At 64.1% G+C, this 21,165-nt stretch carries 32 protein-coding genes; 24 read left to right on the top strand and 8 right to left on the bottom strand.

The window, feature by feature from the left end; all coding sequences use genetic code 11:
• From AC4BAR_RS14815 to AC4BAR_RS14755, 13 genes are all read left to right on the top strand, one after another.
• The coding region (locus tag AC4BAR_RS14815; protein ID WP_490627160.1) for an EF-Tu C-terminal domain-related protein at positions 1-120 on the top strand (120 nt) is incomplete at its 5' end.
• 27 nt (positions 121-147) lie between these two features.
• Positions 148-462, top strand: coding sequence for a 30S ribosomal protein S10 (gene rpsJ, locus AC4BAR_RS14810; RefSeq protein ID WP_055359482.1), 315 nt, complete (start codon positions 148-150; stop codon positions 460-462).
• Positions 463-641: 179 nt separating this feature from the next.
• Positions 642-1,313, top strand: coding sequence for a 50S ribosomal protein L3 (gene rplC / locus AC4BAR_RS14805; protein ID WP_490628655.1), 672 nt, complete (start codon positions 642-644; stop codon positions 1,311-1,313).
• Positions 1,313-1,933, top strand: a complete 621-nt coding sequence (gene rplD, locus AC4BAR_RS14800; protein ID WP_490628654.1) for a 50S ribosomal protein L4 — start codon at positions 1,313-1,315, stop codon at positions 1,931-1,933. The genes rplC and rplD overlap by 1 nt, the downstream gene beginning before the upstream one ends.
• Positions 1,930-2,250, top strand: coding sequence for a 50S ribosomal protein L23 (gene rplW, locus AC4BAR_RS14795; protein ID WP_490628653.1), 321 nt, complete (start codon positions 1,930-1,932; stop codon positions 2,248-2,250). The genes rplD and rplW overlap by 4 nt, the downstream gene beginning before the upstream one ends.
• A 2-nt stretch (positions 2,251-2,252) precedes the next feature.
• Entirely contained in the window at positions 2,253-3,077 is an 825-nt protein-coding gene (rplB, locus tag AC4BAR_RS14790) for a 50S ribosomal protein L2 (RefSeq protein ID WP_490628652.1), read from the top strand.
• A gap of 10 nt (positions 3,078-3,087) precedes the next feature.
• Positions 3,088-3,366, top strand: coding sequence for a 30S ribosomal protein S19 (gene rpsS / locus AC4BAR_RS14785; protein WP_490628651.1), 279 nt, complete (start codon positions 3,088-3,090; stop codon positions 3,364-3,366).
• 9 nt (positions 3,367-3,375) lie between these two features.
• Positions 3,376-3,705, top strand: a complete 330-nt coding sequence (gene rplV, locus AC4BAR_RS14780) for a 50S ribosomal protein L22 (protein WP_490628650.1) — start codon at positions 3,376-3,378, stop codon at positions 3,703-3,705.
• Positions 3,706-3,719: 14 nt separating this feature from the next.
• Entirely contained in the window at positions 3,720-4,601 is an 882-nt protein-coding gene (rpsC, locus tag AC4BAR_RS14775) for a 30S ribosomal protein S3 (protein ID WP_490628649.1), read from the top strand.
• A 2-nt stretch (positions 4,602-4,603) separates the two neighbouring features.
• Positions 4,604-5,020, top strand: coding sequence for a 50S ribosomal protein L16 (gene rplP, locus AC4BAR_RS14770; RefSeq protein WP_490628648.1), 417 nt, complete (start codon positions 4,604-4,606; stop codon positions 5,018-5,020).
• A gap of 16 nt (positions 5,021-5,036) precedes the next feature.
• Positions 5,037-5,231: a 50S ribosomal protein L29 gene (rpmC, locus tag AC4BAR_RS14765; protein ID WP_490628647.1), complete on the top strand. Its 195-nt coding sequence runs from the start codon at positions 5,037-5,039 to the stop codon at positions 5,229-5,231.
• A gap of 9 nt (positions 5,232-5,240) precedes the next feature.
• Entirely contained in the window at positions 5,241-5,510 is a 270-nt protein-coding gene (gene rpsQ, locus AC4BAR_RS14760) for a 30S ribosomal protein S17 (protein WP_490628646.1), read from the top strand.
• Between the two features lie 108 nt (positions 5,511-5,618).
• Positions 5,619-6,125, top strand: a complete 507-nt coding sequence (locus AC4BAR_RS14755) for a peroxiredoxin (RefSeq protein WP_490628645.1) — start codon at positions 5,619-5,621, stop codon at positions 6,123-6,125.
• Here the strand turns inward: AC4BAR_RS14755 and AC4BAR_RS14750 are convergent, their stop codons facing one another.
• Positions 6,126-6,623, bottom strand: coding sequence for a TlpA family protein disulfide reductase (locus AC4BAR_RS14750; protein WP_490628644.1), 498 nt, complete (start codon positions 6,621-6,623; stop codon positions 6,126-6,128). It lies immediately after the preceding gene.
• A gap of 15 nt (positions 6,624-6,638) precedes the next feature.
• On the opposite strand from AC4BAR_RS14750, the gene AC4BAR_RS14745 reads away from it, so the two are divergent.
• Positions 6,639-7,343: a DUF4197 domain-containing protein gene (locus AC4BAR_RS14745; RefSeq protein WP_490628643.1), complete on the top strand. Its 705-nt coding sequence runs from the start codon at positions 6,639-6,641 to the stop codon at positions 7,341-7,343.
• A 50-nt stretch (positions 7,344-7,393) separates the two neighbouring features.
• On the opposite strand, the gene AC4BAR_RS14740 is transcribed toward AC4BAR_RS14745, so the two are convergent.
• Positions 7,394-8,122: a histidine kinase gene (locus AC4BAR_RS14740; RefSeq protein ID WP_490628642.1), complete on the bottom strand. Its 729-nt coding sequence runs from the start codon at positions 8,120-8,122 to the stop codon at positions 7,394-7,396.
• A gap of 93 nt (positions 8,123-8,215) precedes the next feature.
• Entirely contained in the window at positions 8,216-9,487 is a 1,272-nt protein-coding gene (locus AC4BAR_RS14735; protein ID WP_490628641.1) for a CaiB/BaiF CoA transferase family protein, read from the bottom strand.
• Between the two features lie 34 nt (positions 9,488-9,521).
• Between AC4BAR_RS14735 and AC4BAR_RS14730 the strand changes: the two genes are divergently transcribed.
• From AC4BAR_RS14730 to ptsP, 4 genes are all read left to right on the top strand, one after another.
• Complete coding sequence (locus tag AC4BAR_RS14730) at positions 9,522-10,046, top strand: hypothetical protein (protein ID WP_490628640.1); 525 nt, start codon at positions 9,522-9,524, stop codon at positions 10,044-10,046.
• A 97-nt stretch (positions 10,047-10,143) separates the two neighbouring features.
• Entirely contained in the window at positions 10,144-10,590 is a 447-nt protein-coding gene (locus AC4BAR_RS14725) for a PTS sugar transporter subunit IIA (RefSeq protein WP_490628639.1), read from the top strand.
• Positions 10,559-10,828, top strand: coding sequence for an HPr family phosphocarrier protein (locus AC4BAR_RS14720; protein ID WP_490628638.1), 270 nt, complete (start codon positions 10,559-10,561; stop codon positions 10,826-10,828). Before AC4BAR_RS14725 ends, AC4BAR_RS14720 begins: the two co-directional genes overlap by 32 nt.
• Positions 10,825-12,609 (top strand): phosphoenolpyruvate--protein phosphotransferase, encoded by a 1,785-nt coding sequence (gene ptsP, locus AC4BAR_RS14715; RefSeq protein WP_490628637.1) that lies wholly within the window; start codon positions 10,825-10,827, stop codon positions 12,607-12,609. Before AC4BAR_RS14720 ends, ptsP begins: the two co-directional genes overlap by 4 nt.
• A 73-nt stretch (positions 12,610-12,682) precedes the next feature.
• On the opposite strand, the gene AC4BAR_RS14710 is transcribed toward ptsP, so the two are convergent.
• From AC4BAR_RS14710 to AC4BAR_RS14690, 5 genes are all read right to left on the bottom strand, one after another.
• A complete protein-coding gene (locus AC4BAR_RS14710) occupies positions 12,683-13,195 on the bottom strand; it encodes a porin (protein ID WP_490628636.1) in 513 nt (170 codons plus the stop codon).
• Between the two features lie 175 nt (positions 13,196-13,370).
• Positions 13,371-14,369, bottom strand: a complete 999-nt coding sequence (lipA, locus tag AC4BAR_RS14705) for a lipoyl synthase (protein WP_490628635.1) — start codon at positions 14,367-14,369, stop codon at positions 13,371-13,373.
• Between the two features lie 18 nt (positions 14,370-14,387).
• The gene (lipB, locus tag AC4BAR_RS14700; RefSeq protein ID WP_490628634.1) at positions 14,388-15,062 is read right to left on the bottom strand and encodes a lipoyl(octanoyl) transferase LipB; all 675 of its coding nucleotides are present in this window, start codon (positions 15,060-15,062) and stop codon (positions 14,388-14,390) included.
• A gap of 8 nt (positions 15,063-15,070) precedes the next feature.
• Positions 15,071-15,358, bottom strand: a complete 288-nt coding sequence (locus AC4BAR_RS14695) for an HP0495 family protein (RefSeq protein ID WP_490628633.1) — start codon at positions 15,356-15,358, stop codon at positions 15,071-15,073.
• A gap of 11 nt (positions 15,359-15,369) precedes the next feature.
• Positions 15,370-16,530 (bottom strand): MBL fold metallo-hydrolase, encoded by a 1,161-nt coding sequence (locus AC4BAR_RS14690; RefSeq protein WP_490628632.1) that lies wholly within the window; start codon positions 16,528-16,530, stop codon positions 15,370-15,372.
• A 246-nt stretch (positions 16,531-16,776) separates the two neighbouring features.
• Between AC4BAR_RS14690 and AC4BAR_RS14685 the strand changes: the two genes are divergently transcribed.
• The 6 genes from AC4BAR_RS14685 to atpA all read left to right on the top strand — a co-directional run bounded on the left by AC4BAR_RS14685 (position 16,777) and on the right by atpA (position 21,151).
• The gene (locus AC4BAR_RS14685) at positions 16,777-17,265 is read left to right on the top strand and encodes an ATP synthase subunit I (RefSeq protein ID WP_490628631.1); all 489 of its coding nucleotides are present in this window, start codon (positions 16,777-16,779) and stop codon (positions 17,263-17,265) included.
• A gap of 4 nt (positions 17,266-17,269) precedes the next feature.
• Positions 17,270-18,145, top strand: coding sequence for a F0F1 ATP synthase subunit A (gene atpB, locus AC4BAR_RS14680; protein ID WP_490628630.1), 876 nt, complete (start codon positions 17,270-17,272; stop codon positions 18,143-18,145).
• A gap of 61 nt (positions 18,146-18,206) precedes the next feature.
• On the top strand, positions 18,207-18,470 hold the full coding sequence (atpE, locus tag AC4BAR_RS14675; protein ID WP_007830191.1) for a F0F1 ATP synthase subunit C: 264 nt from the start codon (positions 18,207-18,209) through the stop codon (positions 18,468-18,470).
• 70 nt (positions 18,471-18,540) lie between these two features.
• A complete protein-coding gene (locus tag AC4BAR_RS14670) occupies positions 18,541-19,011 on the top strand; it encodes a F0F1 ATP synthase subunit B (RefSeq protein ID WP_490628629.1) in 471 nt (156 codons plus the stop codon).
• 9 nt (positions 19,012-19,020) lie between these two features.
• Positions 19,021-19,551: a F0F1 ATP synthase subunit delta gene (locus tag AC4BAR_RS14665; protein WP_490628628.1), complete on the top strand. Its 531-nt coding sequence runs from the start codon at positions 19,021-19,023 to the stop codon at positions 19,549-19,551.
• A 46-nt stretch (positions 19,552-19,597) separates the two neighbouring features.
• On the top strand, positions 19,598-21,151 hold the full coding sequence (gene atpA / locus AC4BAR_RS14660) for a F0F1 ATP synthase subunit alpha (RefSeq protein WP_490628627.1): 1,554 nt from the start codon (positions 19,598-19,600) through the stop codon (positions 21,149-21,151).
• The last annotated feature ends 14 nt before the right edge of the window (positions 21,152-21,165 follow it).

The raw sequence follows: 21,165 nt of genomic DNA, 5'->3' as shown, positions 1-21,165 counted from the left end.
AACGTGACCATCACGGTCAAGCTGATCAACCCGATCGCCATGGAAGAAGGCCTGCGCTTCGCCATCCGCGAAGGCGGCAAGACCGTCGGCGCCGGCGTCGTGGCAAAAATCATCGCGTAATTTCTTGAATAACCCGAAGGAATTGCCATGTCTGCCAAGCAAAAAATCCGCATCCGCCTGAAGGCGTTTGACTACAAACTGATCGACCAATCGGCCGCTGAGATTGTGGACACCGCCAAGCGCACCGGCGCCATCGTCAAGGGCCCCGTGCCCCTGCCGACGCGCATGAAGCGTTTCGACATTCTGCGTTCGCCGCACGTCAACAAGACCAGCCGCGACCAGTTTGAAATCCGCACCCACCAGCGTTTGATGGACATCGTGGACCCGACCGACAAGACGGTTGACGCCCTGATGAAGCTCGACCTGCCGGCTGGCGTGGACGTCGAAATCAAGCTGCAGTAAACAAACGGCCACCGTGAAAGCGGTGGCTTTTGGCCAGGTCTGGCCCTGACTTGCCCTTTTGGGGTGTTCGGGCTATACTTGCAGGCTTGCCCATTCGGGGGCAAGTTTCATTAACCGTCCCTCACGTCAAAACGTTGTCGCCAATTGAAGTGGCAACGGTGGGGGTTTTGGAGAAAAACATGAGTCTGAGCAACTCCCTCGGGTTGCTGGGCCGCAAGGTGGGCATGATGCGTCTGTTCACCGCTGACGGGGACGCAGTGCCCGTCACGGTGGTGGATGTGTCCAACAACCGCGTGACCCAGGTGAAAACCCAAGAGAACGACGGCTACGTTGCCGTGCAGGTGACGTTTGGCGCGCGCAAAGCATCGCGTGTGACCAAGCCGGAAGCCGGTCACCTGGCGAAAGCTGGCGTGGAAGCTGGCGAAATCATCCAGGAATTCCGTGTGACCCCCGATGTCGCCACGCAGTACGCTGCAGGCGCTCAGGTGCCCGTGGGTGCTGTGTTTGCCGTGGGCCAAAAGGTCGACGTGCAGGGCACGACCATCGGCAAGGGCTTCACCGGCACGATCAAGCGTCATCACTTCAAGTCGCAGCGCGCGTCGCACGGTAACAGCCGTTCGCACAACGTGCCCGGCTCGATCTCGATGGCCCAAGACCCTGGCCGCGTGTTCCCTGGCAAAAAGATGTCCGGCCACCTCGGCGTGGACCTCGTCACGACCCAGAACCTCGACGTGATTCGCATCGACGAAACGCGTCAACTGCTGTTGATCAAGGGTGCCATTCCTGGCTCCAAGGGCGGTTTCGTGACCGTTCGTCCCGCGATCAAAGCCAAATCCAAAGGAGCGAACTGATGCAGCTCGAACTCCTGAATGACCAGGGCCAGGCCACGTCGAAATTCGACGCACCGGAAACCGTGTTCGGCCGTGAGTACAACGAAGCGCTGGTGCACCAGATCGTTGTGGCTTACCAGGCCAACGCCCGCCAAGGCACTCGCGCTCAGAAAGACCGCGAACAGGTCAAACACTCGACCAAGAAGCCGTTCAAGCAAAAGGGCACGGGCCGCGCCCGTGCCGGTATGACCTCCTCGCCACTGTGGCGCGGCGGCGGCCGGATTTTCCCGAATATGCCGGACGAAAACTTCGCCCAGAAGATCAACAAGAAGATGTACCGCGCAGGTATGGCTTCGATCTTCTCGCAACTGGCCCGCGAAGGCCGTCTGGCCGTGGTCGATTCGATCAAGGTCGACTCGCCCAAGACCAAGCCGCTGGCTGCCCGCCTGAAGGCCATGAACCTGCCGTCCGTGCTGGTGATTGCCGACGAAGTGGACGAAAACCTGTACCTCGCCTCGCGCAACCTGGTGAACGTGCTGGTGGTTGAACCCCGCTACGCCGATCCCCTGTCGCTGGTGCACTACAAAAAGGTGCTGGTGACCAAGGCTGCCATCGACAAGCTCAAGGAGATGTTCGCATGAGCACCGCCGCACAAAAATTTGACGAAGGCCGCTTGATGCAGGTCTTGGTTGCACCGATCGTGTCTGAAAAAGCCACGGCGATCGCCGAGAAATCCAATGCGGTGACTTTCAAGGTGCTGCAGGACGCCACCAAATTTGAAATCAAGGCCGCTGTGGAATTGATGTTCAAGGTTGAGGTCAAGGGCGTCTCTGTGGTGAATACCAAGGGCAAGACCAAGCGCTTCGGCAAGTCGGTCGGCCGCCGCGACAACGTTCGCAAGGCCTATGTGACGCTGAAGCCCGGTCAAGAGCTGAACCTGGGCGGGGAGACTGCGTAATCATGGCTGTCATCAAACTCAAACCGACATCGCCCGGCCAACGTGGCGTGGTCAAGGTCACCCGCGATCACCTGTTCAAGGGTGACGGGTATGCCCCCCTGCTGGAGCCGCAATTCCAGAAGGCCGGCCGCAACAACAACGGCCACATCACCACCCGTCACAAGGGCGGTGGTCACAAGCACCACTACCGTGTGGTCGACTTCGTGCGCAACAAGGATGGCATTCCCGCCAAGGTGGAGCGCGTCGAGTACGACCCGAACCGCACGGCCCACATCGCTCTGGTGTGTTACGCCGACGGTGAACGCCGTTACATCATTGCCCCGCGTGGTCTGGAAGTTGGCGCATCGCTGCTGAGCGGCTCCGAAGCCCCGATCCGCGCTGGCAACACGCTGCCGATCCGCAACATCCCTGTGGGTTCCACGATCCACTGCATCGAGTTGCAGCCAGGCAAAGGCGCGCAGATTGCACGCTCTGCCGGCACCTCGGCCACGCTGCTGGCCCGTGAAGGCATGTACGCCCAGGTGCGCATGCGCTCGGGTGAAGTTCGCAAGATCCACATCGAGTGCCGCGCCACCATCGGCGAAGTCGCCAACGAAGAGCACAGCCTGCGCCGTCTGGGCAAGGCCGGTGTCAAGCGCTGGATGGGCATTCGTCCGACCGTTCGCGGTGTGGTGATGAACCCGGTTGACCACCCGCACGGTGGCGGCGAAGGCAAGACCGGCGAAGGCCGTCATCCTGTCGACCCATGGGGCAACCTGACCAAGGGTTACCGTACCCGTAACAACAAGCGCACGCAGGTCATGATCGTGTCGCGTCGCAAGAAGTAAGGGGTAACCAATGACTCGTTCTCTCAAAAAGGGTCCGTTTGTTGACCAGCATTTGGTGAACAAGGCCGAGAAGGCCGTGACCACCAAGGACAAGAAGCCGATCAAGACCTGGTCGCGCCGCTCGATGATTTTGCCCGACTTCATTGGCCTGACGATTGCCGTGCACAACGGCAAGCAGCATGTGCCGGTCTACATCACCGACCAGATGGTTGGCCACAAGCTGGGTGAGTTCGCTCTGACGCGCACCTTCAAGGGCCACCCTGCGGACAAAAAAGTCCAGAAGAAATAAGGTAACACCATGGAAACACGTGCAGTCCTTAAGGGCGTTCGCCTGTCGGTGGACAAAGGCCGTTTGGTGGCCGATCTGATCCGCGGCAAGAAGGTGGACCAGGCGCTGAACATCTTGAACTTCACGCAGAAAAAAGCTGCGGGCATCGTCAAGAAGGTTCTCGAGTCGGCCATTGCCAACGCCGAACACAACGATGGCGCTGACATTGACGAACTCAAGGTCAAGACCATTTACGTGGAGCAAGGTGCATCGCTGCGCCGCTTCACCGCCCGCGCCAAAGGCCGCGGCAACAGCATCCGCAAGCCCACGTGCCATGTGTACGTGACGGTTGGCAACTGAAAGGTCCGGAACACATGGGACAAAAAATCCACCCCACCGGCTTCCGCCTTTCGGTGAGCCGCAACTGGGCCAGCCGTTGGTACGCAAGCAACCGTGACTTCGCCGGCATGCTGGCCGAAGACATCAAGGTGCGTGAGTACCTGAAGGCCAAGCTGAAGAATGCCGCTGTGTCGCGCATCCTGATCGAGCGTCCTGCCAAGAACGCCCGCATCACCATTTTCTCGGCTCGTCCGGGCGTGGTGATCGGCAAGAAAGGCGAAGACATCGAGAACCTCAAGCGTGAACTCGCGACCCGTCTGGGCGTGCCGGTTGCAGTCAACATCGAAGAAGTGCGCAAGCCCGAAATCGATGCCAAGCTGATCGCCGACAGCATCACCCAGCAGCTCGAAAAGCGCATCATGTTCCGCCGCGCCATGAAGCGTGCGATGCAGAACGCGATGCGTCTGGGCGCCCAGGGCATCAAGATCATGTCGTCGGGCCGTCTGAACGGCATCGAAATCGCTCGTTGCGAGTGGTACCGCGAAGGTCGCGTGCCGCTTCACACGCTGCGCGCCGACATCGACTACGGCACCTCCGAAGCCAAGACCACCTACGGTGTGATCGGCGTCAAGGTCTGGGTCTACAAGGGTGACACGCTGGGTCGCAACGACGCCCCCGCTGCTGTGGAGCCGCGCAACGACGAAGAGCGCCGCCCGCGCGGTCCGCGTCGCGATGCCCGCCCTGGCGACCGTCCGCCTGCTCGCGGTCCCCGCCGTCCCGTGGGTGGCAATGCCGCCCCGGCCGATGGCAGCGACAAGCCTGCTGAAGCAACAGGTGCCGATGCACCGAAATCTACCGTTAAGCGCGTTCGCAAAGTCGCGCCTGCAGCCGGTGCTGCTGACGGTAAAGGAGAATAAACATGCTGCAACCCGCTCGTCGGAAATACCGCAAAGAGCAGAAGGGCCGCAACACCGGCATCGCCACCCGTGGCAACACGGTGGCGTTCGGTGACTTCGGCCTGAAGTCCACGGACCGTGGCCGTCTGACGGCCCGCCAGATCGAGTCCGCACGCCGTGCGATCTCTCGTCACGTCAAGCGTGGCGGCCGCATCTGGATCCGCATCTTCCCGGACAAGCCAATTTCGCAGAAACCTGCCGAAGTTCGCATGGGTAACGGCAAGGGCAACCCCGAGTACTACGTGGCTGAAATTCAGCCCGGCAAGGTGTTGTATGAAATCGTTGGTGTGCCTGAAGAGCTCGCCCGTGAAGCGTTCCGCCTGGCTGCTGCCAAGCTGCCGCTGCGGACGACGTTCGTCACGCGCATGATTGGCCAGTGATCAGGAGAACGAAGAAATGAAAGCTACTGAACTGCGTACCAAAGACGTTGCCGCCCTCGAAGCCGAAGTGAAGTCCTTGCAAAAGGCCCATTTCGGTCTGCGCATGCAGAAGGCCACGCAACAACTCAACAACACGGCCACGCTGCGCAGCACGCGCCGTGCCATCGCTCGCGCCAAGACCATCTTGGTCGAGAAACAATCTGCCAAGTAAGGAGTGACCATGACGGAAGCTAAAACATCCCTCAAGCGCACCTTGATTGGCAAGGTGGTGAGCGACAAGCGGGCCAAGACGGTCACCGTGCTGGTGGAGCGTCGTGTCAAGCACGAGCTCTACGGCAAGATCGTTGCCAAGTCGAGCAAGTACCACGCCCATGACGAAAAGGGCGAGTACAAGCTGGGCGACATGATTGAAATCACCGAAAGCCGGCCGATTTCCCGCACCAAGAACTGGGTGGTCACTCGCTTGGTTGAAAAGGCGGCTGCTGTCTGAGTTTCACTCGGCGGATGGATTTGCCAAAATGGCCCACTGTGTGGGCCATTTTTTTTGGGTGGCACGAAAGTGCGACCCCATTTCTGACAACAACGAGGAGTTCAAACCATGATCAAGATCGGTGACACATTGCCGGCCGCCACCCTGATGGAGTATTCGGACGTGGAGGGCGGCGGCTGCAGCATCGGCCCCAACCCGGTGGACGTTCAAAAGGCCGCCGCGGGCAAAACCATTGCGTTGTTTGCCCTGCCGGGCGCTTTCACGCCGACCTGTTCGGCCAAACATGTGCCTGGTTACCTGGAACAACAGCCCGCGCTGGCGGCTGCCGGCGTGGACGAAATCTGGTGCATCAGCGTCAATGACGCGTTCGTGATGGGCGCCTGGGCGCGCGACCAGAACACCGTGGGCAAGATCCGCATGCTGGGTGACGGCAGTGCCGATTTCACCAAGGCCACCGGGCTGACGCTGGACCTGACGGCCCGCGGCATGGGCCTGCGCAGCAACCGCTATTCCATGCTGGTGCGCGATGGCAAGGTGGTCAGCCTGAACGTCGAAGGCCCAGGCAAGTTCGAGGTCAGCGACGCCGCCACGCTGCTGGCCCAGGCCAAGGGCTGATCAGGTCTGCGCCAGCAGGCGCTCGATCAGCTGGTGCAGCTCGGCGAAGTCGGGCTCCCCGACAAAGCGTTTGACAATCTCCCCCTGCTTGTTCACCAGGTAGGTGGTGGGGGTGAGTTTGACGTCGCCCCAGGCCCTGGCCACCGCACCGGTGTTGTCAATCGCCACCGGGAAGGGCAGCTTGCGCGTCTGGGCGTAGTTCACCACATAGCTGGGCGGGTCGTAGCTCATGGCCACCGCCAGCGTGGTGTAGCCACGGTCTTTGTACTTGTCGTGGGTGGCCATCAGCTTGGGCATCTCGGCCACACAGGTCACGCAGCTGGTGGCCCAGAAATTGACCAGCGTGACCTTGCCTTTCAGATCGGCCGCGGTGCGCTGCGAACCGTCCAGTAGCACAAAGGTGGCTTCAGGGGCCGCACTGGACCCGCTGCCCAGGTAAGCCGCGGCAGCAGCAGCCAGACCGACAGCGGCCACAACGGCATAGACTAGGGGTTTCATCGCAAAGGAATCCTCATGAACCGTCGACAGTTTAACGGGGCCGCCTCCGCCACGCTGGGCGTTTTTGTGATGGCCGCCTACCAGCAAGCCCATGCGGTGAGCCTCGGTGACCTGACCGAGGGTGAGGCCAGCCAGGGCCTGAAACAGGCGCTGGAAAAGGGTGCGCTGGCCGCCGTGGGTTTGCTTGGCAAGACAGATGGATTCCTCGGCAACCCAAAGGTTCGCATTCCGCTGCCGGGTTTTCTCGAAAGCGCGTCAAAAATCCTGAAAACCATGGGCCAGGGCAAACAGGTGGACGAGTTGGTGACGTCGATGAACCGCGCGGCCGAAACCGCCGTGCCCATGGCCAAAAACCTGCTTGTGGGCGCGGTCAAGTCCATGAACGTCAAGGAAGCCAAGAGCATCCTGACCGGGGGTGAGGATTCGGTGACCCGCTTCTTCGCCGAAAAAACCCGCGCGCCCTTGAACACCCAGTTTTTGCCGGTGGTCACCAAAGCCACCGAAAAGGTGGGCATGGCGGAAAAATACAACCGGGTGGCCGGCAAGGCGGCCGGCCTGGGGCTGGTGAAGAAGGACGACGCCAACATCCAGCAGTACGTCACCGGCAAGACCCTGGACGGCCTGTACACCATCATCGGTGACGAGGAAAAGAAGCTGCGCCAGGACCCGGTGGGCAGCGGCAGCGCCTTGCTCAAAAAGGTGTTCGGCGCGCTCAAATGAACAGGGCCGCGTGAACGCGGCCCTGGGTGGGTGGCTTCAGCCGGCGCGGCTCACTCTTCGCTCCACCAGGGCTTGCGGTCGGCGCCGTCCAGCAGCAGCACCTCGGTGTCGTCGGGCAGGGGTGGGAAATCGATCACCAGCACATGGCCCTGGGGCGCTTCTTCCCGGGTGACGCTGGCGCTCATGCGGTGCGCCACCTGGTTGATATGCTGCCAGCCCAGGGTGTTCCGGGCGGCCGGTCGCTCGCCGGGCGTGGCGGCGTCCGGCGGCTGGACCACGGTGGCGGCCAGCACCGGGTGCTCGGGAACGCCAGCCGGCTTGGCCAGGAAGCTGATGGCCTGGCCACTCTCCATGGCCCATTCGATCAGGCTGCGAACCAGTTCGTCGAGCAAGCCCGGATCGGCCACCACATTGACCGGCTTGAGGGTGCAGCGCACACTCACGCCGACCTCGTCACAGATGCCCTCGTAGCTGGCCAGCACGGTTTGCAGCTGTTCGTCCAGCCGCAGCAACTGGTGGGTGCGCGACGTCGCCTGTGACAGCACCTGGCCCAGGCGCTGGGCCCGCTGCGCCAGCGAACGCGCCACATGGATGGCGCGCTGCAGTTCCTGGGCCTGTTCCAGCGACAGGCTGCGGGTGTCTGCAAAAGCATCCACCACCGCCTGCATGGTCGACAAGGGGGGGAGCAGTTCTGAACCGAGCAATTCGGCCAGTGTGGCGGCCGACAGGCTGGGGGCGGCGGTGGTGATGTCAGCGTCCGCTGGGTTTGGCAAATCCATGGATTTTGTCTCCGTGATGAGGGCGGCGGGTCGTCGCCCGCCGATGCTCGGCGAGTGTAGCGGGTTCACTGTCGGGCCATGGCCCGGGGAGACTCAGACCACGCCGTCACGCACCAAGCGGTCGATTTTGGCGTCGTCGTAGTTCAGCAGCCCGGACAGAACCTCGCGGGTGTGCTGCCCCAGCAGCGGCGGCGGGTGGTCATGGCGCACCGGCGTGGCACTCAGCCGCATCGGGCTGGCCACCAGCGGCAGCGCCGGTTGCAGCGGGTGGGACCAGTGGTCCACCATGGACCTGGCCTGCACCTGGGGGTCGGCGAACACCTCGTCCAGCGCATTGATCGGCCCACAGGGCACCTTGGCCGCCTCCAGCGCGGCCAGCCAGTCGGCCTTGCTGCGTTGCCGTAGCACGGCTTCCAGCAGCGGCACCAGCACCTGGCGGTGCTGCACCCGGTCCTGGTTGCGGGCGAAGCGCGGGTCCGCGGCCAGCTCTGGCACGCCAGCCACGGCGCAGAAGCGCTGGAACTGGCCATCGTTGCCCACCGCGACGATGATGTGCTCGGCCCGGGGCTGCCCCGCCACCATCGCCGGCAACACCTCGAACACCTGGTAGGGCACGATGTTGGCGTGGGCATTGCCGGCCCGGCCCGGTGGCACCGGCCGGCCAGCCTGGGCTTCCACCAGGTAGCCGGCCCCCAGATTGGCCAGCATGGCCACCTGCACGTCGAGCAGGGCCAGGTCGATGGCCTGACCCTGGCCGGTGGCTTCGGCATGGCGCAGCGCCGCCAGGATGGCCACGCTGGCGTACATGCCGGTGAACAGGTCCGCCACCGCCACGCCGGCCTTCTGCGGCCCGCCGCCCCGGTCGTCGCGCTCGCCGGTGACACTCATCAGACCGCCCATGCCTTGCACCGCGTAGTCGTAACCGGCGCGGTCGCGGTAAGGGCCGGTCTGGCCAAAGCCGGTGATGCTGCAGTACACCAGCGCCGGGTTCAGCCGCTGCAAGGAGGCGTGGTCCAGCCCGTAGCGGGCCATGTCGCCGACCTTGAAGTTCTCGATGAAGACCTGGCAATGCGGCACCAGGTCGCGGATCATGGCCTGGCCAGCCGGCTGGGCGATGTCGCAGGTGATGGCCCGCTTGTTGCGGTTGGTGCCCAGGAAATAGGCCGCCTCGCGGGTTGGCTGGCCCTGGGCATCGGTCAGAAACGGCGGGCCCCAGCGCCGAGTGTCGTCGCCACCGGCGCCAGGTGCGCCCGGCCGCTCGACCTTGATCACGTCGGCGCCCAGATCGGCCAGGGTCTGGGTGGCCCAGGGGCCGGCGAGCACCCGCGACAGGTCCAGGATGCGCACACCGTCAAGAGCATTCATGAACGCATTTTGACGGCAAACCGATAATCACCCCATGTGCGATCTTCGTCCGTTTCTGCTGGCTGCCGCCGCCACCCTGTTGTGGGCCTGCAGCCCCGCATTCAACTGGCGCGAGGTGCGGGCCGAGCAGGCACCGCTGACGGCCATGTTGCCCTGCAAACCCGACCGCGGCAGCAAAAACCTGCCGCTCGGCGGGGCGCCGACCGAGGTCCACATGATGGGTTGTGAGGCGGGCGGCGCGCTGTTCACGGTGGCGGTGGCCACGCTGCCCCCCGATGCCGACCTGTCGGCCACGCTGGTCCAGTGGAAGCAGGCCTTGCTGGCCACGGCCAAAAGCCCGACCTCCAGCGACCGGCCTTTCGCGCCGGCCGGCGCCATGCCCATGCCGCCGTCGGTGCTGGCGAGTTTCCTTGGTCAGCAAGCCGATGGGTCGCCGGTGCACGGCCAGGTGGCCTTTTTCGCGCAGGGTCGGCAGGTGTTTCAGGCCGCGGTGCTGGCCAAGCAGCCGGTGGCCGAGGCGGCAGAGGTTTTTTTTGCCGGTCTGCGTCTGACGCCGTGACCCGCGTTCTTCTGCCCAAGGGCCGGCCCGCGTGTCAACTTTCATCGGCACAGGCCGATGGACGCCCGCGGTTCATGGCCATAATCTGGTGGACGTTATGAACACCGGCATTCTCATCCTGGCCCATGCGCCGCTGGCCCATGCCCTGAGGGCCTGCGTGCTGCATGTGTTCCCCGACAGCGCCAACGGCGTGGTGGCGGTGGATGTGCAGCCCAATGTGTCGCCCGACGAAACCTTGGCTGCCGCCCGCATCGCGCTGGCCCAGCTGGGCACCGCCCAGGTGCTGGTGCTGACCGACATCTTCGGTGCCACGCCCTGCAACGTGGCGCAGAAACTGGTGGACGGTGCGCGCACCAAGCTGATTGCCGGCGTCAACCTGCCCATGCTGCTGCGCACGGTGAACTACCGCCACGAATCGCTCGATGCGCTGGTCAGCCGCGCGGTGGCCGGCGGCATCCAGGGCGTCATGCTGGTGGCCATCACCGCGCCCCAAAACCAAGCCCGAAGAAAAAATGATCAAGACCACCACGACCATCAGCAATAAGCTGGGTCTGCATGCCCGTGCGTCGGCCAAGCTGACCAAGCTGGCGGGCAGTTTTCCCTGTGACGTGTGGATGAGCAAGGGCGAGCGCCGCATCAATGCCAAGAGCATCATGGGTGTGATGATGCTGGCCGCCGGCCTGGGCTCTAGCGTGGAGATCGAGACCGACGGCGAGTCGGAAGCCCAGGCCATGGAGGCCTTGCTGGCGCTGATTGCCGACAAGTTCGGAGAAGGCGAGTGACCTTCGCCATCCACGGCCTGGCGGTGGCCCGCGGCATCGCCATCGGGCGGGCCGTGATCGTGGCCTCCAGCCGGGTCGACGTGGCCCATTACTTCATCGCCCCGGGCCAGGTCGACGCCGAGATCGACCGGGTGCGGGTGGCGCGCAACCTGGTGATCGAGGAAATCCTGCGCCTGCAGCAGTCGCTCAGCGAGATGCGGGTCAAGGACGCGCCCCACGAGCTGGCGGCGCTGCTCGATGTGCACCTGTTGTTGTTGCAGGACGACGACCTGATCCAGGGCGTCAAGCAATGGGTCAGCGGCCGTTTGTACAACGCCGAATGGGCGCTGACGGCCCAGCTGGAAGTGATCTCGCGCCAGTTCGACGAGATGGAAGACCCTTACCTGCGCGAGCGCAAGGCCGATCTGGAGCAGATCGCCGAGCGGGTGCTGCGGGCCATGAAGGGCGCGCCCTCGGCCCTGGCGCCGCCGCCGGGCACGCGTGAGTCGCGCAAGAAATCCTCGCAGGAACTGCTGCTGGACGACACCATCGACGTGCCGCTGATCCTGATCGCGCACGACTTGTCGCCGGCCGACATGCTGCAGTTCAAGCAGAGCGTGTTTGCCGGCTTCGTGACCGATGTCGGCGGCAAGACCTCGCACACCGCCATCGTGGCGCGCAGCATGGACATCCCGGCCGTGGTGGGAGCGCGCAGCGCCAGCCAGCTGGTGCGCCAGGACGATTGGGTCATCATCGACGGCGATGCCGGCGTGGTCATCGTCGACCCGTCGCCCATCATCCTGGCCGAATACGGTTTCAAGCAACGCCAGGGGGAGCTGGAGCGCGAGCGCCTGACGCGGCTGCGCTACACACCGGCGGTGACGCTGGACGACCAGAAGGTGGAGCTGCTGGCCAACATCGAAATGCCCGACGACGCCCCGGCCGCGGTGAGCGCCGGCGCGGTGGGCGTGGGCCTGTTCCGCAGCGAATTCCTGTTCATGGGGCGGCAAGGCCAGTTGCCCGGCGAAGAGGAGCAGTACCAGGCTTACCGGCGGGCGATCGAGGGCATGCAAGGCCTGCCGGTCACCATCCGCACCGTGGACGTCGGGGCCGACAAGCCGCTGGCCAAGGCCGGCGAGCGCGGCTACCGCGACGACGCCCACCTGAACCCGGCCCTGGGGCTGCGCGCCATCCGCTGGAGCCTGGCCGACCCGGCGATGTTTTTGACCCAGCTGCGGGCGGTGCTGCGGGCGGCTGCCCATGGCCAGGTGAACCTGCTGTTCCCCATGCTGGGCAATGCCCGCGAGATCCGGCAAACCCTGGCGCTGGTGGACGTGGCCCGCGCCGAGCTGGACCAGCGTGGCGTGGCCCATGGGGCCGTGAGCCTGGGCGCGATGATCGAGGTGCCGGCGGCGGCCCTCAACGTCAAGCTGTTCCTGCGCTACTTCGACTTTCTGTCCATTGGCACCAACGACCTGATCCAGTACACCCTGGCCATCGACCGGGCCGACGAGTCGGTGGCCCATTTGTACGACCCCACCCACCCGGCGGTGCTGCGCCTGGTGGCCGACACCATTGCCGAGTGCAACGCCCAGGGCAAGGGCGTCAGTGTGTGTGGCGAAATGGCCGGCGACGTGGGGCTGACCCGCTTGCTGCTGGGCATGGGCCTGCGCAGCTTTTCCATGCACCCGGCGCAGATTCTGGCGGTCAAGCAGCAGGTGCTGCGGGCCGACACCGCCAAGCTCAAACTGTGGGCCCAGCAGGTGATGGCGGCCGACGAGCCGGCCGAGCTGCTGGCCTGAGGGCGCCGTCAGCCACCCAGAAAAAAGGGCACCCGAGGGTGCCCTTTGCCGTTGGCTGTCCGGGTGGACAGCGTCAGAACGCGTACTTGGTGCCCACGCTGAAGGTGTGGACCGGTTCGCCCTCGAACTTGGTGTAACGGTAGTCGCCGGTCAGGCTCAGTGCCGGTGCCAGCGGGTAGTCCACGCCGGCGCCCAGGTAGAGGCGGTTGCGGTCGACCTTGACGCCGTTGACCTTGCTTTCCAGGTTGACCACACCGGCCTTGAACCGGCCGGTCAATTCCGGCGTCAGCGGGTAGCTGGCCACCAGGCCGGCATAGGCGCCGCGCAGCTTGATGCCCTGGTCTTTGCCCAGGCTGTCGGCACCGAATTCAACGGCCAGGCTGGGGTCGATCTTGTAACCCAGGGCCAGGCCCAGGCCTTGGTCGCTGTACTTCACCTTGGTGCCACTGCCGTTGTCCAGCTTGGCGCGGGCCATGTTGAGTTTCGCTTCGAAATACAGGCCATTCACTTGGCTGCTCTGGGCGCTGGCGGTGCCGGCCAAACCGAGAGCCAAGGCCAGTGCGGTGGCGGTCAATCCATGGTGCATGTGTGTGCGTGGAACCTGGGCTTGCACCCAGTCAGGGACAGCGCCTGCCTCCACTCCTTTCGGTTCTGTGCTGTCGGGTGGGCGCCACGGATCCCGCAGGGGCCCGCTGGCATTGGGCCGGATTCTAGGGAGTCTGTCTCGCCGAGGCCAGCGGCAGTTTGTAAAGTGGCCCGACTCAGCCCGGCACACCGGCCGCGTGGGCCTGCTGGTCGGCATGGTAGGAGCTGCGCACCATCGCCCCCACCGCGGCATGGCTGAAGCCCATCTCGTAGGCCTTGGCCTCGAACATCTTGAAGGTGTCGGGGTGGACGTAGCGGCGCACCGGCAGGTGGCTGTTGCTGGGGGCCAGGTACTGGCCGATGGTCAGCATGTCGATGCCGTGGTCACGCATGTCCTGCATGGTGGCCAGGATCTCGTCGTCGGTTTCGCCCAGGCCCACCATCAGCCCGCTCTTGGTGGGCACGCCGGGGTGCAAGGCCTTGAACTTCTTCAGCAGGTTCAGGCTGAAGGCGTAGTCGCTGCCGGGCCGGGCCTCCTTGTAGAGCCGGGGCACGGTTTCCATGTTGTGGTTCATCACATCGGGCGGCGCGGCCTTGAGGATCTCCAGCGCCCGGTCGTCGCGGCCCCGGAAGTCGGGCACCAGGATCTCGATCTGGGTGCCGGGCGAGAGCTCGCGGGTGCGGCGGATGCAATCCACAAAATGCTGGCTGCCGCCGTCGCGCAGGTCGTCGCGGTCCACGCTGGTGATCACCACGTACTTGAGTTTCAGCGCGGCGATGGTCTGGGCCAGGTTTTCCGGCTCGTTGGCGTCCAGCGGGTCGGGCCGGCCATGGCCGACGTCGCAGAAGGGGCAGCGGCGGGTGCATTTGTCACCCATGATCATGAAGGTGGCCGTGCCCTTGCCGAAGCATTCACCGATGTTGGGGCAGGAGGCCTCCTCGCACACGGTGACCAGCTTGTTCTTGCGCAGGATGTCCTTGATCTCGTAGAACCGGGTGGTGGGTGAACCGGCCCGCACACGAATCCAGTCGGGCTTTTTCAGCACCTCGGCCTGTTGCACCTTGACCGGGATGCGTGACAGTTTGGCCGCGGCCTTTTGTTTGGCCGACGGGTCGTAGCTGTCGGTGGATTGCACGTCCCGAACCACGGGGCGGGAGACTTCGGGGCGGCTCATCAGGGGCTCTCTTTCGGCTCAGGGGGCAAGGCAGTGCACAAGCTTGTGGCTCAGCACCTCGGCGGCCTCACCCCAGGTGGTGGAGACCCCGATTGTAGAAAGGTCCACTGTCTGCAGGCCGGCGTAGCCGCAGGGGTGGATGCGTGAGAAGGGTGCCAGGTCCATGGCCACATTGAGGGCCACGCCGTGGTAGGTGCAGTGCCGGCTGACCTTGATGCCCAGTGCGGCGATCTTGCCCAGGCCGGCAAAGGGTGCTGCGTCGGAGGTGCTGGTGCGCAGCATGGCGTGGGACGCCGGGTCATCCAGCCGCACGTAGATGCCGGGCGCACCCCGCACGCGGTGGCCGGTTACGCCAAAGTGGGCCAGGGTGCGCAGCACCGCGTCTTCCACCCGGTACACATACTCCTTGACGAAGTAGCCGGTCCGGCGCAGGTCCAGCAGCGGGTAGGCCACCACCTGGCCGGGACCGTGGTAGGTGACCTGGCCGCCGCGGTCGGTGCTGACCACCGGAATGTCGCCTGGCGCCAGCAGATGGCTGGCCTGGCCGGCCAGGCCCTGGGTGAAGACCGGCGGGTGCTCGCACAGCCACAGCTCGTCGGGGGTGTCGGCGGTGCGCTGGGCGGTGAAGGCCTGCATCGCGGCATAGGCCTCGGCGTGGGGCACATGACCCCAGTGCCGCATCAGCACTTCCATCGCCGCGCTTACAAGACCACCCGCACCATGGGGTGGGTGCTGAGCGTGCGGTACAGCTCGTCCAGCTGCTCGCGCGAGGTGGCGGTCACTGTGATGGTGACGCCCAGGTACTTGCCGGCCTTGCTGTCGCGCAGTTCGATGGTGGAGGCGTCAAAGGCCGGGTCGAACTGCCGGGCGATGGACGCCACCGCATTCACAAAGCCCTCCACGTTGGTGCCCATGACTTTGATGGGGAAGGGGCAGGGGTAGTCGATCAGCGACTCGGCGCGCTCGGGGGGTGGGGTGGGGGTGTTCATGGCGCGGTGGCTCAGCGGGTGGCGGTCGAAGGGAAGATTTTGCCGGTGGCGGCGGTGCGGGGTGCGGTTCGAAGGGCCAGGGGGCGGGTTTCGCCGATGGCCATGACATCGAATGCCGCGTCGGCAATGCCTTGGCGGCGGCGCTCGGCGGCCAGGTCTTTGGGTGGCTGGTCCAGGGCTTCGTCGCTCAGCTTGAAGGTGCCCCAGTGCACGCCAATGCTGCGTTTGGCGCCCAGGTCCTTGTGCACCATCACCGCCTCGCGGGGGTTGATGTGCTGGTCTTTCATGAACCAGTGGGGCTCATAAGCGCCGATGGCGATCAAGGCCAGGTCAAAGCCTCCGTCGCGCTGGCGGTCGGCAAAGCGCTCGCGGGTGCGGACGAAGTCGCCGCTGTAACCGGTGTCGCCGCTGAAATACCACTGGAAGTCGCGGTGAAACACCGCCCAGCCACCCCACAGGCTGCGGTTGCGGTCGCTCCAGCTGCGGCCCGACCAGTGCTGGACTGGGGTCAGGAAAAATTCGGTGTCGCCCACCCGGTGCGATTGCCACCAGTCCAGTGCCACCACGTGGCGTATGCCCAGGTCTTGCAGCCAGGCCTCAACCCCCAGCGGCACAAGAAACAGCGGCGGGCCACCGGCCTGGGCGGCGAGGGCCACCACGCTGGCTTGGTCCAGGTGGTCAAAGTGGTTGTGCGACACCACCACCACGTCCACGTGGGGCAGATCGGCCAGCGCAATGCCAGGCGGCTGCAGGCGTTGGGGGCCGATGAAGGAAACCGGCGAGGCGCGTTGGCTGAACATCGGGTCGGTCAACACGGTCAGGCCACCGGCCTGCACCAGGGTGGTGGCATGGCCTATCCAGGTCACGGAGGGCGGCGCAGCGGGTCCGCCTCGGGTCTGGCGGCGCAGCCCTGCCAGGTCGGGTGCCGCGGTGGGGGTGGGGGGGGCGGCTGGGGTGTCACCAAACAACTGGCGTTCGGAGAGCCAGCGGGCCAGGTCGCCGAGCGATTTGCTGACGGTGCCGATGTCGTTGTTGCGAAAGCCGGTGGCGGTGTGGTGCGGACGCTCGGGGGCCTCGTAGGGGTTGGGGGTGCTGCAGCCTGCCAGCAGCAAAATCAGGCCACAGCCCAGCCACAGGTGGCGGCGCAGGTTGCGAGAAAGCGACAGTGTCATCGTGCGCCGGGTGCGGGTGAAGTTCGGTGGTGGGGTGGCGCCGGTCTCGCTGGCGACACACCCTGATACAGTTGCGGGCGGCGTGTGAAACAACGCCGAATCCGATTGTCCGACATGGGCCGAGTCTCTGCCTCTGTGCGGCCTTCGCGCGCAGTCGTGGGGCCATTGTGGAGATTTCCACGGGTTTCTACGTATAATCAGAGGCTGCGCAAAAAAGTTCCCAAGCAACCAAGGCGTATTCAAGGGATGTCACAAATCTCCTCACGCCATGAAGACGGTGCCGACGACTACGGACTGGGCGAAGCCCCGCCGTTGACGGCGGAGCAAGTCAAAACGCTGCGCGCCACGCAGCCCCAGCTTTCGCCCTGGCGAGTGCTTGGTTGGCAGGTGGTGGCGGGTGTGCTGGTTTCAAGTGCGGCCTGGCTGATCACCCGGCAGGCGGTGGTGGCTTGGTCGGCGGCTTACGGGGCCTTGGCGGTGATTTTGCCCGGGGCCCTGTTTGCGCGAGGTTTGACGGGGCGTTTCTCTTCAATCAACCCAGGCACGGCTGTGTTCGGGTTCTTTTTGTGGGAAATGGCCAAGATCGCCTTGTCGGTGGCCATGCTGGTGGCTGCGCCAAGGTGGGTTGTGCCGCTGAGCTGGCCGGCGTTGCTGGTGGGCCTGGTGGTGACGATGAAGGTGTATTGGGTGGCCATGGTGGTTGCACCCAAAAAGTTGAAACAGACAAACGAGTAAACAGATGTCTTCTGGAACCGGACCTACAGCAGGTGAATACATCATTCACCACCTGACGCACCTGCAAACGCAGGCGCCGAAGTCGGTGGCTGATTTTTCAGTCTTCAACCTCGACTCTTTGTTCTTCACCATCACCCTGGGGGTGTTGGGTTGCTGGCTGCTCTGGCTGGCAGCGCGCAAAGCCACCTCGGGTGTGCCCGGTCGCTTCCAGGCGGCGGTGGAGTTGCTGGTCGAGATGGTCGACTCCCAGGCCAAGGGCATCGTGCACAACGCCAACAGCCGCAAGCTGGTGGCCCCGTTGGCGCTGGTGGTGTTTGTCTGGATTTTCCTGCTCAACGCCATGGACTTGCTGCCGGTGGACCTGTTGCCCCTGATCTGGGAAGCCATCTACGGCGCCGCTGGCCATGACCCGCACCACGCCTACTTGCGTGTCGTGCCCACCGCCGATTTGTCGGTGAGCATGGGTCTGTCGGTGTCGGTTCTGGTGGTCTGCCTGGTTTACAACGTCAAGATCAAGGGTGTCGGCGGTTGGGCGCACGAGCTGGTGACGGCGCCGTTCGGCACCAGCAAGAACCCGGTGTTCGCGCTGATCCTCGGTGTGTTGAACCTGTCCATGCAGATGATCGAATTCATCGCCAAGACCGTGTCGCATGGCATGCGGTTGTTCGGCAACATGTACGCCGGCGAACTGATTTTCTTGCTCATCGCCCTGATGGGTGGTGCCTGGTCGCTGAGCGCCACCGGCATCGGCCTGGCCATCGGCCACATCATTGCCGGCACCGCCTGGGCTATTTTCCACATCCTGATCATCACGCTACAAGCCTTCGTGTTCATGATGTTGACCCTGGTGTACATCGGCCAGGCGCATGACGCTCACTGAGCGCAAACCCTTTCCCTTTCCGTTTTCTTTTTTCGTTAACCAAAGTCCTCTAGGAGTCATCATGGAAGTTATCAGCTTTGTCGCACTGGCCGCCGGCCTGATCATTGGTCTGGGCGCTGTGGGCGCTTGTATCGGTATCGGCATCATGGGCAGCAAGTACCTCGAATCCGCTGCACGCCAGCCCGAGCTGATGGGCGAACTGCAAACCAAGATGTTCCTGCTGGCCGGTCTGATCGACGCGGCTTTCATTATCGGTACCGGTATCGCCCTGTGGTTCGCCACGGCCAACCCGTTCCTGGCCCAAATCGCCAACCTGCCGAAGTAATTTTTCGCCGGATTAACGAAATTCATTCCCTGGTGGGGCGCGCAGCGCACCCCGGGGGTAAGGATGAAAAGTGAGCATTACCGGTACCCTGATCATTCAGATGATCGTGTTCCTGATTCTGGTCGGGTTCACGATGAAGTTCGTGTGGCCGCCCATCGCTGCCGCCCTGGACGAACGCGCCAAAAAGATCGCGGACGGCCTGGCCGCGGCGGACAAGGCCAAGTCGGAACTGTCGGCTGCCAACAACCGCGTCGAAGCCGAACTGGCCAAGTCGCGCACCGAGTCAGCGGCACGCCTGGCTGATGCCGAGCGCCGCGCGCAGGTCATCATCGAAGAAGCCAAGGCCCGTGCCACGGAAGAAGGCAACAAGATCGTGGCTGCGGCCAAGGTCGAGGCCGAACAGCAGTCCATCAAGGCCCGCGAAACCCTGCGCGAGCAGGTGGCTGCGCTGGCTGTCAAGGGTGCCGAACAAATCCTGCGCAAAGAGGTCAACGCCTCGGTGCACGCCGATTTGCTGGGCCGCCTGAAGACCGAGCTGTAAAGGTAGACCATGGCCGAAATCGCCACCATCGCCCGCCCTTACGCCGAAGCCCTGTTCCAATCCGCCAAGGCCGATCTGTCGGGCGCGGCCACCTGGCTCGACCCGTTGGCTGCCCTGGCGGCCGACGCCCAGCTGCAGCAGTTTGCCGACAGCCCCAAGGTCAGCTCGGCCCAGGTGTTCGACGTCATCGTCGGCGCTTCCGGGTTGTCTTTGTCCGAGCATGCGAAGAACTTTCTGCGCACCGTGATCGACAACGGCCGCCTGGTGGCCTTGCCCGAGATCGCTGCCCAGTTCCGCGCGCTGAAGAACGCCCAGAGCGGCTCGTCGGATGCCACGGTCTACAGCGCCTATCCCATTGATGGGGCGGCCCTGGCCGACGTGGCGCAAACCCTGGAAAAGCGCTTTGGGCGCAAGCTCAATGTGGCAGTGGCGCTGGAGCCGGCCCTGATCGGCGGCATCCGCGTGGTGGTTGGCGATGAGGTGCTCGACACGTCCGTCAAAGCCCGTCTTGAACAAATGAAAGTGGCCCTGACCGCCTGAGGGTGGTGTGGGTCTGTTGGTAATTTAAAGAAAGAAGGAAAGAGTCATGCAACTCAATCCCGCAGAAATTTCTGAACTGATCAAGAGCCGGATTGAGGGGCTGTCTGCCAGCGCCGACATTCGCAATCAGGGTACCGTGGTCTCCGTGACCGACGGCATCGTGCGCGTCCACGGCCTGTCCGATGTGATGCAGGGCGAAATGCTGGAATTCCCCGCCACCAAGGACGGCCAGCCGACCTTTGGTCTGGCCCTGAACCTCGAGCGCGACTCCGTCGGCGCCGTGATCTTGGGTGAGTACGAGCACATCTCCGAAGGCGACACGGTCAAGTGCACCGGCCGCATTCTGGAAGTGCCGGTGGGTCGCGAACTGATTGGCCGCGTGGTCAACGCGCTGGGTCAGCCGATCGACGGCAAGGGCCCGATCAACGCCAAGATGACCGACGTGATCGAAAAGGTCGCTCCCGGCGTGATCGCGCGTAAATCGGTGGACCAGCCGGTGCAGACCGGCCTGAAGTCGATCGACTCCATGGTGCCCGTGGGCCGTGGCCAGCGCGAGCTGATCATTGGCGACCGCCAGACCGGCAAGACCGCTGTGGCGATCGACGCGATCATCAACCAGAAGGGTCAGAACATGACCTGCGTCTACGTTGCGATCGGCCAGAAGGCTTCGTCGATCAAGAACGTGGTGCGCGCGCTGGAACAAGCCGGCGCGATGGAATACACCATCGTCGTGGCCGCTTCCGCTTCTGAATCGGCTGCCATGCAGTTCGTGTCGGCCTACTCCGGCTGCACCATGGGCGAGTACTTCCGCGACCGCGGCGAAGACGCGCTGATCGTGTACGACGACCTGTCCAAGCAGGCCGTGGCCTACCGCCAAGTGTCGCTGCTGCTGCGCCGCCCGCCAGGCCGCGAAGCCTACCCTGGCGACGTGTTCTATCTCCACAGCCGTCTGCTGGAGCGTGCCGCTCGCGTGAACGCCGACTACGTCGAAGCCTTCACCAAGGGTGAAGTCAAGGGCAAGACCGGTTCGCTGACCGCCCTGCCCATCATCGAAACGCAGGCCGGTGACGTGTCCGCTTTCGTACCGACCAACGTGATCTCGATCACCGACGGCCAGATCTTCCTGGAAACCAGCCTGTTCAACGCCGGTATCCGCCCCGCCATCAACGCCGGTATCTCGGTGTCGCGCGTCGGTGGTGCAGCCCAGACCAAGCTGATCAAGAGCCTGTCCGGCGGTATCCGTACCGACCTGGCCCAGTACCGTGAACTGGCTGCGTTCGCGCAGTTTGCTTCCGACCTGGACGAAGCCACCCGCAAGCAGCTGGACCGCGGTGCCCGCGTGACCGAGCTGCTGAAGCAGGCTCAGTACAGCCCGCTGTCCATCGCCCTGATGGGTGCGACGCTGTTTGCTGTGAACAAGGGTTTCATGGACGACGTGGACGTCAAGAAGATCCTGTCGTTCGAGCACGGCCTGCACGCCTACCTGAAAGACAAGCACGCTGCACTGCTGGCCAAGCTGGACAAAGACAAGGCCATGGACAAGGATGCCGAAGCCGAATTGACCGCTGCCATTGGCGCGTTCAAGAAGTCTTTCGCCTAATTTCCTAGCAGGAG

It is taken from the genome of Rhodoferax sp. SPJ4 (assembly GCF_058216275.1).
Note: the sequence above shows the minus strand (reverse complement) of the source record. Positions and strands in the feature narration are given on the sequence as shown.

Excerpts from the sequence above, each read along its gene's own strand:
- rplC (WP_490628655.1), top strand. The coding sequence starts at position 642 with ATGAGTCTGAGCAACTCCCTCGGGTTGCTGGGCCGCAAGGTGGGCATG.
- AC4BAR_RS14755 (WP_490628645.1), top strand. The coding sequence starts at position 5,619 with ATGATCAAGATCGGTGACACATTGCCGGCCGCCACCCTGATGGAGTAT.
- atpB (WP_490628630.1), top strand. The coding sequence starts at position 17,270 with ATGTCTTCTGGAACCGGACCTACAGCAGGTGAATACATCATTCACCAC.
- atpA (WP_490628627.1), top strand. The coding sequence starts at position 19,598 with ATGCAACTCAATCCCGCAGAAATTTCTGAACTGATCAAGAGCCGGATT.
- rplB (WP_490628652.1), top strand. The coding sequence starts at position 2,253 with ATGGCTGTCATCAAACTCAAACCGACATCGCCCGGCCAACGTGGCGTG.
- AC4BAR_RS14735 (WP_490628641.1), bottom strand. The coding sequence starts at position 9,487 with ATGAATGCTCTTGACGGTGTGCGCATCCTGGACCTGTCGCGGGTGCTC.
- AC4BAR_RS14725 (WP_490628639.1), top strand. The coding sequence starts at position 10,144 with ATGAACACCGGCATTCTCATCCTGGCCCATGCGCCGCTGGCCCATGCC.
- rplW (WP_490628653.1), top strand. The coding sequence starts at position 1,930 with ATGAGCACCGCCGCACAAAAATTTGACGAAGGCCGCTTGATGCAGGTC.
- rpsJ (WP_055359482.1), top strand. The coding sequence starts at position 148 with ATGTCTGCCAAGCAAAAAATCCGCATCCGCCTGAAGGCGTTTGACTAC.
- AC4BAR_RS14745 (WP_490628643.1), top strand. The coding sequence starts at position 6,639 with ATGAACCGTCGACAGTTTAACGGGGCCGCCTCCGCCACGCTGGGCGTT.
- rpmC (WP_490628647.1), top strand. The coding sequence starts at position 5,037 with ATGAAAGCTACTGAACTGCGTACCAAAGACGTTGCCGCCCTCGAAGCC.
- AC4BAR_RS14690 (WP_490628632.1), bottom strand. The coding sequence starts at position 16,530 with ATGACACTGTCGCTTTCTCGCAACCTGCGCCGCCACCTGTGGCTGGGC.
- atpE (WP_007830191.1), top strand. The coding sequence starts at position 18,207 with ATGGAAGTTATCAGCTTTGTCGCACTGGCCGCCGGCCTGATCATTGGT.
- AC4BAR_RS14750 (WP_490628644.1), bottom strand. The coding sequence starts at position 6,623 with ATGAAACCCCTAGTCTATGCCGTTGTGGCCGCTGTCGGTCTGGCTGCT.
- AC4BAR_RS14710 (WP_490628636.1), bottom strand. The coding sequence starts at position 13,195 with ATGCACCATGGATTGACCGCCACCGCACTGGCCTTGGCTCTCGGTTTG.
- AC4BAR_RS14740 (WP_490628642.1), bottom strand. The coding sequence starts at position 8,122 with ATGGATTTGCCAAACCCAGCGGACGCTGACATCACCACCGCCGCCCCC.
- rplD (WP_490628654.1), top strand. The coding sequence starts at position 1,313 with ATGCAGCTCGAACTCCTGAATGACCAGGGCCAGGCCACGTCGAAATTC.
- AC4BAR_RS14720 (WP_490628638.1), top strand. The coding sequence starts at position 10,559 with ATGATCAAGACCACCACGACCATCAGCAATAAGCTGGGTCTGCATGCC.
- rplV (WP_490628650.1), top strand. The coding sequence starts at position 3,376 with ATGGAAACACGTGCAGTCCTTAAGGGCGTTCGCCTGTCGGTGGACAAA.
- lipB (WP_490628634.1), bottom strand. The coding sequence starts at position 15,062 with ATGGAAGTGCTGATGCGGCACTGGGGTCATGTGCCCCACGCCGAGGCC.
- AC4BAR_RS14695 (WP_490628633.1), bottom strand. The coding sequence starts at position 15,358 with ATGAACACCCCCACCCCACCCCCCGAGCGCGCCGAGTCGCTGATCGAC.
- AC4BAR_RS14685 (WP_490628631.1), top strand. The coding sequence starts at position 16,777 with ATGTCACAAATCTCCTCACGCCATGAAGACGGTGCCGACGACTACGGA.
- rplP (WP_490628648.1), top strand. The coding sequence starts at position 4,604 with ATGCTGCAACCCGCTCGTCGGAAATACCGCAAAGAGCAGAAGGGCCGC.
- AC4BAR_RS14730 (WP_490628640.1), top strand. The coding sequence starts at position 9,522 with ATGTGCGATCTTCGTCCGTTTCTGCTGGCTGCCGCCGCCACCCTGTTG.
- rpsQ (WP_490628646.1), top strand. The coding sequence starts at position 5,241 with ATGACGGAAGCTAAAACATCCCTCAAGCGCACCTTGATTGGCAAGGTG.
- rpsC (WP_490628649.1), top strand. The coding sequence starts at position 3,720 with ATGGGACAAAAAATCCACCCCACCGGCTTCCGCCTTTCGGTGAGCCGC.
- lipA (WP_490628635.1), bottom strand. The coding sequence starts at position 14,369 with ATGAGCCGCCCCGAAGTCTCCCGCCCCGTGGTTCGGGACGTGCAATCC.
- rpsS (WP_490628651.1), top strand. The coding sequence starts at position 3,088 with ATGACTCGTTCTCTCAAAAAGGGTCCGTTTGTTGACCAGCATTTGGTG.
- AC4BAR_RS14665 (WP_490628628.1), top strand. The coding sequence starts at position 19,021 with ATGGCCGAAATCGCCACCATCGCCCGCCCTTACGCCGAAGCCCTGTTC.